A 9,599-nucleotide genomic window follows, 5' to 3' on the forward strand; every position below is an offset into this window, starting at 1 on the left:
TCTGCATCGACCTGAAAAATCGAGTCGAACTCAGGATGTGAAAGCCATGGAGATCAGCTCCCTCTCCCTCCGGGAGAGGGCTGGGGTGAGGGGCTTTTCCCACAGACACACAGTTGCAAAGCCCGGAGTAGACATGGCCAACGCTTTACCCGACCTGAAACTGTTGCGCATCTTCGTCAGCGTCGTCCGTCACCAGGGTTTCGCCAACGCCCAACAGGAACTCAACCTGTCGACCTCGGCGATCAGCACCTACATGAGCCAGCTCGAAGCCGCGCTCGGCCTGGTGTTGTGCCATCGCGGGCGCGGCGGCTTCAGCCTGACCAGCAAGGGCGAGCTGTTCCATCAGGAAACCCTGCGCCTGCTCGCCGAACTCGAAGGTTTCGAGCAATACGCCGCCGCGCTCAAGGGCGAACTGCGTGGCACGCTCAACCTCGGGGTGATCGACTCCACCGTCAGCGACAAGGCCCTGCCATTCGCCGAGGCCATCGGCGCCTACAGTCAGGAACACCCGGCGGTGCATTTGCATCTGTCGGTGATGAGTCCGTACGAACTGCAACTCGGCGTGCAGGACAACCGTCTCGACCTGGCCATCGGCGCGTTCTCCACACGGATGAGCGGTCTGGTCTACATGCCGCTGTACCGCGAACAACACTGGCTGTATTGCAGCAGTCGTCACCCGTTGTTCAACGAACGGCGGATTCCCGAGCAAGTCATCACCCAGCAGCGCATGGTCGGGCGCGGTTACTGGAGCCAGGCCGAATTGGCTCGCCACGGCTTCAAACACAGCGCCGCCACCGTGGAAAGTATGGAGGCGCAGCTGATTCTGGTGCTGTCCGGCGCCTACATCGGTTACTTGCCAGAACACTACGCTCAGGCCTGGGCCGACAAGGGTGATTTGCGCGTGCTGCTACCGGCGACGTTTGGTTATCAGGCGCCGTTTTCGATGATCATGCGCCGCGGCCGCAGTCGTGAGCCGCTGATCCAGACCTTCCGTGATTTGCTCAAAGCACAGCTCAATCAGGCTTAGCTTGTAGGGAAAAGAAGTATGTCCAGACCGCAATGCCCGCGCTGCCTGCGCCCCCAGACCCATTGCCTGTGCCCGCTGATCCCGAGCCTCGACAGCCGCACGCGGGTGTTGCTGTTGCAGCATCCAAGTGAGGTTAATCATGCGTTGAATACCGCGCGGTTGGCGGCACTCGGGTTGAGCAATGCCGAGTTGATTGTTGGCGAAGTGTTCGAGGATTTGGCGGCACTGTTGAACCGGCCGGGGTATCAGGCGCGGTTGTTGTTTCCGGCCGATGATGCGCAGCCGATGCAGGCTTACGGTGAGTCCGATGAACCGTTGTTGCTGGTGGTGCCGGATGGCACGTGGCGCAAGGCGCGCAAGATGCTCCACCTCAATCCGTTGCTGGCGGCGTTGCCACGGGTGACGCTGGCCGAAGGTGGCGTGTCGCGCTATCGGCTGCGCAAGGCGCCGGGGCCGGGGGCGTTGTCGACCATTGAGGCGATTGTGCAGGCGTTGCAGACGCTGGAGGCACCGGCCTCATTCGAGCCGTTGCTCAAGCCGTTCGAGGCGTTGATCGAGGGGCAGATTGCGGCGATGGGGGAGGAGACCTTTCAGCGTAATCATGCCGACAAATAGTCGCTGTTCTTGCTGGCCCCATCGCTGGCAAGCCAGCTCCCACAGGTTCTGAGGTGGTCACAGGTTTTGTGGTCGACACGGACACTGTGGGAGCTGGCTTGCCAGCGATGGGGCCAGTCAATTCAGGACAAAATCCGGATATCTCTAGCGTTCGCGCATCGCCTCGGTCCGCGCTTTCAGCACCGGTTTGAGCAGGTAATCCAGCACACTTTTCTCCCCGGTAATAATGTCCACCGTCGCCACCATCCCCGGGATGATCAGCAGCGGTTTCACATCCCCGCCCAAATGGTTTTTATCGGTGCGTACCTGAATCAGGTAGAAGCTGTTGCCCTTGTCATCGGTGATCGTGTCAGCACCGATCAACTCAAGCTTGGCGCTCAGCCCGCCGTAAATCGTGTAGTCATAGGCACTGAACTTGACCATGGCTTTCTGGCCCGGATGCAGGAATGCGACGTCTTGCGGGCGCACTTTGGCCTCGATCAGCAGGTTGTCTTCCAACGGCACGATTTCAACCATGTCGCTGCCCGGCTGGACCACGCCGCCGATGGTGTTGACCTTCAATTGCTTGATCACGCCATGCACTGGCGAAGTCACGGTCGTACGGCTGACGCGGTCGTCGATGGCGATGCTGGAGGCCGTGATTTTCGACAGGTCGGTGCGTTTCTCATTCAGCTCTTTGGCGGCCTCGGAACGGAAGGTTTGCTCGGACTCGTCGATCTTGCTGCGAATCTCGGCAATCGCTGATTCGGCGCGGGGAATCGCCAGGGTCGTGGCGTTCAACGAGCCACGAATTTCCACGGCACTGCGTTTCAGCCGCAGGATTTCCACGGGTGACACCGCGCCGGTTTTTACCAGCGGTTCGGACATGTTCATCTCTTGCTGCAACAGCGCCAGGCTGGAACTGAACTGGCCCTGTTTGGAACGAAACTCCGCCAGTTCCTGAGTCTTCTGCCGCAATTGTTCGCTGAGGGTGCGCTGTTCACTGGCCAGCCGACGTTGGCGCTGGTCGTACAGCGAACGTTCGTCTTCGGCGACTTGCGGTGCCTTGGCGATCACTTCTTCGGACAGCTTGAACGGCCGGCCCTCGGCCTCCGCCGACAGCCGCTCGACCTGCGCGGTCAGCGCATAACGGTCGGCCTCGCTCTCACCCTTGTTCGACAGAAACCGCGTGTCATCCAGCCGCAGCAGGGTGTCGCCCTTATTCACCATCTGGCCTTCACGCACGAAGATCTCGGTGACGATCCCGCCTTCAAGGTTCTGGATCACCTGGACCTTGCTCGACGGAATCGCCTTGCCTTCGCCCATGGTGACTTCTTCGAGCACGGCGAACTTGGCCCAGACCACCGCGCTGATCAGCAGCGCCGCCGCCAGCCACACGGTGATTCGCGACCAGCGCGGTGAATCCTGCAACGAAGCACCGGCAGTTTCCGGCATGAATTCGGCTTCGGCGCTTTTGCCAAAACTGTCGAAGTAGCCGCGTTCTTTGCTATCGGAGGAAGCAGACATGGGGCAACTCCTAGACTGCCGCCGAGCCGACACGGCCCTTGCGCAGTGCATCGATGACCGCTTCTTTCGGACCGTCGGCGACGACCCGGCCGTTGTCCAGCACCAGCAACCGGTCCACCAGACTCAGCATCGAAGTGCGGTGGGTGACCAGCAGCAAGGTTTTGCCTTGCACCCAGCCGTGCAACTTCTGCCGCAGCAAGTCTTCACTGCTGTTGTCCATGGCACTGGTGGGTTCGTCGAGCAGCATGATCGGCGGGTCGAGCAACAGTGAACGCGCCAGCAACACCGCCTGACGTTGGCCGCCGGAGAGCAATTGCCCGCGCTCGCCCACTGGCCGGTCAAAGCCCTGCGGATGCTGGCGGGCGAGTTCGGTGACGCCGGTCAGTTCGGCGACTTCGAGCATGCGTGAATCGCTGATGTAGCGCGCGCCGAGGGTCAGGTTGTCGCGCAGGCTGCCGGCGAGCAGCGGTAGATCGTGGGCGACGTAACCGATTTGCTGACGCAGGTCGGCGACGTCGAGTTGGCGCAGGTCGAGGCCGTCGAGCAACAGTTGACCTTCCTCGGGTTCATAGAAACCCATGACCAATCGCGCCAACGTGCTTTTGCCTGAACCGCTACGACCGATGATGCCGACCCGTTCACCGGGTTTCAGGCTGAAACTGACATTGCTCAGCGCCGGCGCGTTCTGGCCGTTGTAGTGGAAGGTCACGCCGCTGACGTCCAGCGCGCCTTGCAGTTGCGTGCGTTCCAGTGGTCGCTGTTTGCCGTCGCGTTCCTGCGGCAGGGCCATCAGCGCGTCGGTGCTTTTCATGGTCAGTTGCGCTTGCTGATAGCGGGTGATCAACCCGGCGATCTGCCCCAGCGGCGCGAGTACACGGCTGCCGAGCATGTAACTGGCAACCAGCGCACCGACGCTGAGGTTGCCGGCGATGATGCTGTAGACCCCGGCGACAATCGTCGCCATTCCCGAGAATTGTTGAATGAATAACGTGCCATTGGTGGCCAGCGCCGACAGATTGCGCGCGTGGCTGTCGAGGCGGGTGAGGGCGCCGTGGGTGCTTTCCCATTTGTGCTGGCGCTCGCTTTCGGCGCTGCAGGCCTTGAGGGTTTCCAGACCGCCGAGGGTTTCGATCAGCACCGCCTGACGTTCGGCACCGAGGCTCAGGCTCTTTTGCACGGTGTCACGCAGACGCACCTGAATCGCCAGAGCGAAGATGATGGTGATCGGAAATGCCAGCAGCGGAATCACCACCAGCCAGCCGCCGAGCAGACCGATCACCACCAGCATCAGCACCACGAAGGGCAGGTCGATCAGGCTGGTCAGGGTCACCGCCGTGAGAAATTCGCGCAGGCCCTGGAAGTCATGAATGCTCTGCGCAAAACCGCCGATGGTCGCTGGCCGTGCCTTCATCGACATGCCGGTGATCCGTTCGAACAATGTGGCGGAAAGGATCACGTCGGTTTTCTTGCCGGCGGTGTCGAGCAAGTGCGCACGCACCACCCGCAGGACCAATTCGAACCCGGTGCCGATCAGCAAGCCGATCGCCAGCACCCAAAGGGTCGAGGTGGCCTGATTCGGCACCACGCGGTCGTAGGTCTGCATGACGAACAGCGGCACCATCAGGCCTAAAAGGTTGATCAGAAAACTGGCGAGAATCGCGTCGCTGTAAAGCCATTTCGACAGTTTCAGGGTGTCACGGAACCACGCGTGCACCCGTGGCACCAGCGGCGAGCGCAGGTCTTCGAGTTCGTGGCGCGGGCGGGCGAACAAGGCCTGGCCGCTGTAGTGTTCGCTGAGTTCTTCACGGCTGATCCATTGCTCGCCGCCATCGGCTTCGCTGGGCAGGATCAGCGCTTTGCCGTCGTCGCCGAAACGTCGCAACACGGCGGTGCGGCCGTCGTTGAGCAGCAACAGAAGCGGCAGATTGAGCGGCGAGATGTCTTTCAGCTCGCGGCGTAAAATACGCGCCTGTAACCCGGCCCGGGCGGCGGCGCGGGGCAGTAAATCGAGACTCAGGCGTTGTTTGTTCAGCGGCAGCCCGGCGCTCAGGCTGGCGCGACTGACTGTCGCGCCATGCAGTTTGCAGAGGATCAACAGACCGTCGAGTAACGGATCATCGAAGCTCAGCCGCGGATCGACCCCGGTGTGGCCGGGTTCCATGCTGGTCATATTGATCGCCTCTGTTGAACGGGCACGGGAATCCACACATTTGATCGTTCCCACGCTCTGCGTGGGAATGCCTCTAGGGACGCTCTGCGTCCAGTGACGCGGAGCGTCACGGGCTGCGTTCCCACGCAGAGCGTGGGAACGATCAACATGGGACTTATTTCAGTTCGGGCAGGCGCGCTTCGTTTTTCACTTCGGTCGCAGCGATCGCATCGGCTGGCAGCACCACCCGTTGTTTGCTCAGCAACTGGCCCATGTTCGCCAGCACGCGGTACATCGAATATTCCTCGGTGTAGCGGATTTCGGTGTAGCGACGATTGGCGTTGTAGAGCTCGTTTTCACTGTCGAGCAAGTCGAGCAAGGTCCGTTGGCCAAGGCCGAACTGATCCTGATACGCGGCGCGTACGCGTTTGGTGGTTTCGGCATATTCGCGGGCGGTCGGGGTCTGTTTTTTCGCGTTGATCATGGCGTTCCATGCCAGGTGAATGTTCTCGTTCAACTGACGCAGGGCGTTGTTGCGGATGTCCATCGCCTGATTGATCTGGTGCGCGTCGGAGGCGAGGCGCGCCTTGTCGCTGCCGCCACGGAACAGGTTGTAGTTCATCACCACACCGACACGCCATTCGTTGTCATGGCCCTCGTCACCTTGCACGTTGTTGTTCGCGCCGACGGCGGCTTCAGCATCGAAGCGCGGATAGAACGGCGACTTGGCAACTTCATACTGGCTCTCGGCCGATTGCACGTCAGCCTGTGCCGATTTCAAGTAGGGGTTGTTTTCGACCATGCTCTGCTGGGCTTCCGGCAGGCTGGTCGGCAATTCGCCACGGGTCGAGGCCGGGGTTTCCAGCTCATCGGGCATGCGCCCGACCACGCTGTAGAAGTTCGATTCGGCGTCGGCCAGATCGACTTCAGCGGTGTCGAGGTTGTTCTGCGCCAGCGCTTTACGGGCGACCGATTGATCCGAGTCGGCGGTGCTGCCGACACCGCGCTCGGTGCGCAGGCCGATCTGGTCATTGACGCGCAAGTGCGCCTGCAGGTTGTTGCGGGCCAGGGTCACCAGCTCGCGACGCTTGAGCACTTCGAGATAGACCTCGATGGTGCGCAGGGCCAGATCCTGAGCGGTGCCTTGCGCGTAGTAAGCGCGTGAATTGGACACGCCTTTGGTGCGCTCGACTTCGTTGGCGGTGTTGAAACCATCGAACAGCATCTGCCGCAAGCGCAGCTCGGACTGGGTGTAGTTGAGGATTTCGGTGTGGTGATTACCGAAGGCCCGGGTATTGGTGTTGTCGCTGTAGCCACGGCCATACGCGGCGTTCAAATCGACGGACGGATAGAAGCCGCCCTTGGCGACTTTGATTTGTTCATCAGCCGACAGGCGCGCGTCCACGCGCGAAGCCAGTTCGGGGTGGGTGGCGATGGTGCTTTGAATAGCCTCGGTGAGGTTCATGGCCTGGGCTTGAGAAGTGCAAGCCATGGCCAGCAAAACCGCGCTGCAGAGGGGGGTTAGAACGCGCATGGGTGCATCTCCCTGAGTCCTGATGGTGTGTTACTGTCGCCAAATATTTGACGATATTTATAGGCCTGAGCGTTTCACTCTTGTAACAACAGAGCTAAGAACATCCTAGAGCGTAGCTAAGAAAAATTTTTCATAAGGCTTATGCCGAAAAAAACTTATGCGCTTTGTAAAAACCGGCACATTGTTCAGCACGAAAGCCTTTGTTTTATGCGCTTTAGGGAGCTCAAAAAGGCTTGAGGAAAGTTCCACTCACTTTGCGACATACGGCGAAGTACTGCTGAAGGGGAGGGACGCGTAGCGGTTGCGGGGCGACAGATTTTTGTCACTCGGGTGATTCACCACCGTTACGTAGCGTTAGTGGGCGTGCTGCCTTGAACAGGGTTCGGAAGTGCTTGAAAGCACGGAAGTTTCCTTTAGAGGCCACCCGCGAAACGAACTGTCGGAGGTGCGAGCGTCGCCTGCGACAACCCGATTGAGCCATGGGCTGCTTCGCTTACCAGTGCCGACGGTGGTCGGCAGCGGAGGATTTCACATGGCAACGCTCATCGGCACAGTCACTAAAGTCATTGGCCAGGTTTTCGCTCAGGCAACTGACGGTACTAAACGCGCACTGGTTGAAGGGGATCGCCTGTTTGCCGGCGATCAACTGATCACCGGGGCCGAAGGCGCCGTCGCCGTTCATCTGCAAAACGGCCAGGAATTGACCCTGGGCCGCGACAGCAGCCTGACCATGACCGGCCAATTACTGGCCGATCAGGCGGCGCATGTGAATGCGCCCGAGGCGGTGACCCCGAGCGAAGCGCAACTGAGCGATGTCGAGCAAATCCAGAAAGCCATCGCTGCCGGTGACGACCCGAGCAAAACCGCTGAAGCCACGGCCGCCGGCCCGAATGCACCGGGTGGTGCGCCGGGTGAACTGGGCGGTGGTCACAGTTTTGTCCTGCTGACGGAAGTCGGCGGACGCGTCGACCCGATCATCGGTTTCCCGACTGCCGGGTTTGGCGGGATTCCCGAGTTTCCTGAAGAACGCCACAACGCGGTCGTCGACAACGGCACCCCGGCGCCCATCGTGCCGCCACCGGTCAACAACATCGTGACCCTCGCTGGCCTGGCCGTGCCGGGGGGCGAGTTGACCCTCAACGAAGCCAATCTGCCGGACGGCTCTGCCGCCAACCCTGGCGCACTGACCCAAAGTGGCAGCTTCACTGTCACGGCACCGGACGGTTTGACCAGCCTGAATGTCGGCGGCATCAACCTGATCAACGGCGGCGTAGCGGTCGGGTTCCCGCAATCGATCACCACGCAGTTGGGCAACACCCTGACCATCACCGGCTACAACCCGGCGACTGGCGTTGTCACTTACAGCTACACCCTCAACGGCAACGAAAGCCACGCGGCCGGTGACGGCGCGAACAATCTCAGTGAACAGTTCACCGTGATCGCCGGCGACAGCAATGGCGACACCGCGACCGGCACGCTGGACGTCAACATCACCGACGACGTGCCCAAAGCGCTGGATGACAGCAACACGTCGACTGCCTCGGAAACTCTGCTGACGCTGACCGGCAATGTGCTGACCAATGACGTGCAGGGTGCCGACCGGGTGCCGACCGGGCCGGTGACTGCGGGCACGTTTACCGGCACCTACGGCACCTTGGTGCTGAACGCCAACGGCACTTACACCTACACGCTGAACACCAACGATGCCGACTTCAAAAATCTGCATGGTGGTGGCAACGGCACGGAAACCTTCACCTACACGATCACCGATTCTGACGGCGACAGCAGCACGGCAAATCTGGTTTTGCAGATCCACAACAATGACGATCCGGTGATCATCAATGGTTTGAACGTTGAGGGTGGCGAGCTGACGGTTTTCGAGAAAAACCTCGGTACCGGCAGTGAGCCTGATGCAACTGCACTGACTCAGAACGGCACGTTCACCATCACCGCGCTCGACGGTGTAACGACGTTAACGGTCGGTGGTATTGCCGTCGTCACCAACGGCGTAGCGGCAGGCTTCCCGCAATCGGTCACCACTCCGTTGGGCAGCACGCTGACCATTACCGGTTTCAACGCAACAACCGGTGTGGTCAGCTACAGCTACACCCTGGTCGACAACGAAGCACATCCATCCGCCAACGGCGCGAATACGCTCAATGAGCAGTTCGCCGTGACCGTGGTCGATGACAACGGCAGCACCGCCAACGCCTCGCTGGACGTGAACATCGTCGATGATCTGCCCAAAGCCGTGGACGACTCCAATACGGGCACCGCATCAGAAACCTTGCTGACTTTGACCGGCAACGTCCTGACCAACGATGTGCAGGGCGCCGACCGTGTGCCGACAGGTCCAGTCACTCCGGGCACGTTCACCGGGACTTACGGCACCTTGGTGCTGAACGCCAACGGCACTTACACCTATACGCTCAACACCAACGACGCCGACTTTAAAAACCTGCACGGTGGCGGCAACGGCACTGAGACGTTCGCCTACACCATCACCGACTCGGACGGTGATACCAGTACCGCGAACCTCGTTCTGCAGATCCACAACAACGACGATCCGGTGGTCATCAGCGGTCTCGATGTGAATGGCGGCGAACTCACCGTTTACGAGAAAAACCTCAGCGACGGCAGTGCACCGGATTCCAGCGCACTGACCCAGAACGGCACGTTCACCATCACCGCGCTGGACGGTGTAACGACGTTAACGGTGGGTGGCATCGCCGTGGTCACCAATGGCGTGGCCGCCGGTTTCCCGCAAT

Annotated in this window: 6 protein-coding genes; 3 read left to right on the forward strand and 3 right to left on the reverse strand. The window is 60.5% G+C overall.

Going from position 1 to position 9,599, the window contains the following annotated elements; genetic code table 11:
• The first annotated feature begins 133 nt into the window (after positions 1 to 133).
• Both WA225_RS15205 and WA225_RS15210 read left to right on the forward strand, forming a co-directional pair.
• Positions 134 to 1,027, forward strand: coding sequence for a LysR family transcriptional regulator (locus WA225_RS15205; protein ID WP_007956593.1), 894 nt, complete (start codon positions 134 to 136; stop codon positions 1,025 to 1,027).
• A gap of 18 nt (positions 1,028 to 1,045) precedes the next feature.
• The gene (locus WA225_RS15210; RefSeq protein WP_422608525.1) at positions 1,046 to 1,642 is read left to right on the forward strand and encodes a tRNA-uridine aminocarboxypropyltransferase; all 597 of its coding nucleotides are present in this window, start codon (positions 1,046 to 1,048) and stop codon (positions 1,640 to 1,642) included.
• A gap of 144 nt (positions 1,643 to 1,786) precedes the next feature.
• Here WA225_RS15210 and WA225_RS15215 read toward each other — a convergent pair whose 3' ends face one another.
• From WA225_RS15215 to WA225_RS15225, 3 genes are all read right to left on the reverse strand, one after another.
• Positions 1,787 to 3,148 (reverse strand): HlyD family type I secretion periplasmic adaptor subunit, encoded by a 1,362-nt coding sequence (locus tag WA225_RS15215; RefSeq protein WP_422608526.1) that lies wholly within the window; start codon positions 3,146 to 3,148, stop codon positions 1,787 to 1,789.
• Between the two features lie 10 nt (positions 3,149 to 3,158).
• Positions 3,159 to 5,318: a type I secretion system permease/ATPase gene (locus tag WA225_RS15220; RefSeq protein ID WP_422608527.1), complete on the reverse strand. Its 2,160-nt coding sequence runs from the start codon at positions 5,316 to 5,318 to the stop codon at positions 3,159 to 3,161.
• A gap of 154 nt (positions 5,319 to 5,472) precedes the next feature.
• Positions 5,473 to 6,831 carry a TolC family outer membrane protein gene (locus WA225_RS15225; protein ID WP_422608528.1) on the reverse strand — a complete coding sequence of 453 codons (1,359 nt, stop codon included), beginning with the start codon at positions 6,829 to 6,831 and terminating at the stop codon, positions 5,473 to 5,475.
• 532 nt (positions 6,832 to 7,363) lie between these two features.
• On the opposite strand from WA225_RS15225, the gene WA225_RS15230 reads away from it, so the two are divergent.
• Positions 7,364 to 9,599: retention module-containing protein (locus WA225_RS15230; protein WP_422608529.1), on the forward strand; the 2,236-nt coding region annotated here is incomplete at its 3' end.

It is taken from the genome of Pseudomonas sp., assembly GCF_049300855.1.
GTDB lineage: Bacteria > Pseudomonadota > Gammaproteobacteria > Pseudomonadales > Pseudomonadaceae > Aquipseudomonas.

Coding starts and splice junctions, on each gene's coding strand:
- WA225_RS15205 (WP_007956593.1), top strand. CDS start 134: ATGGCCAACGCTTTACCCGACCTGAAACTGTTGCGCATCTTCGTCAGC.
- WA225_RS15210 (WP_422608525.1), top strand. CDS start 1,046: ATGTCCAGACCGCAATGCCCGCGCTGCCTGCGCCCCCAGACCCATTGC.
- WA225_RS15215 (WP_422608526.1), bottom strand. CDS start 3,148: ATGTCTGCTTCCTCCGATAGCAAAGAACGCGGCTACTTCGACAGTTTT.
- WA225_RS15220 (WP_422608527.1), bottom strand. CDS start 5,318: ATGACCAGCATGGAACCCGGCCACACCGGGGTCGATCCGCGGCTGAGC.
- WA225_RS15225 (WP_422608528.1), bottom strand. CDS start 6,831: ATGCGCGTTCTAACCCCCCTCTGCAGCGCGGTTTTGCTGGCCATGGCT.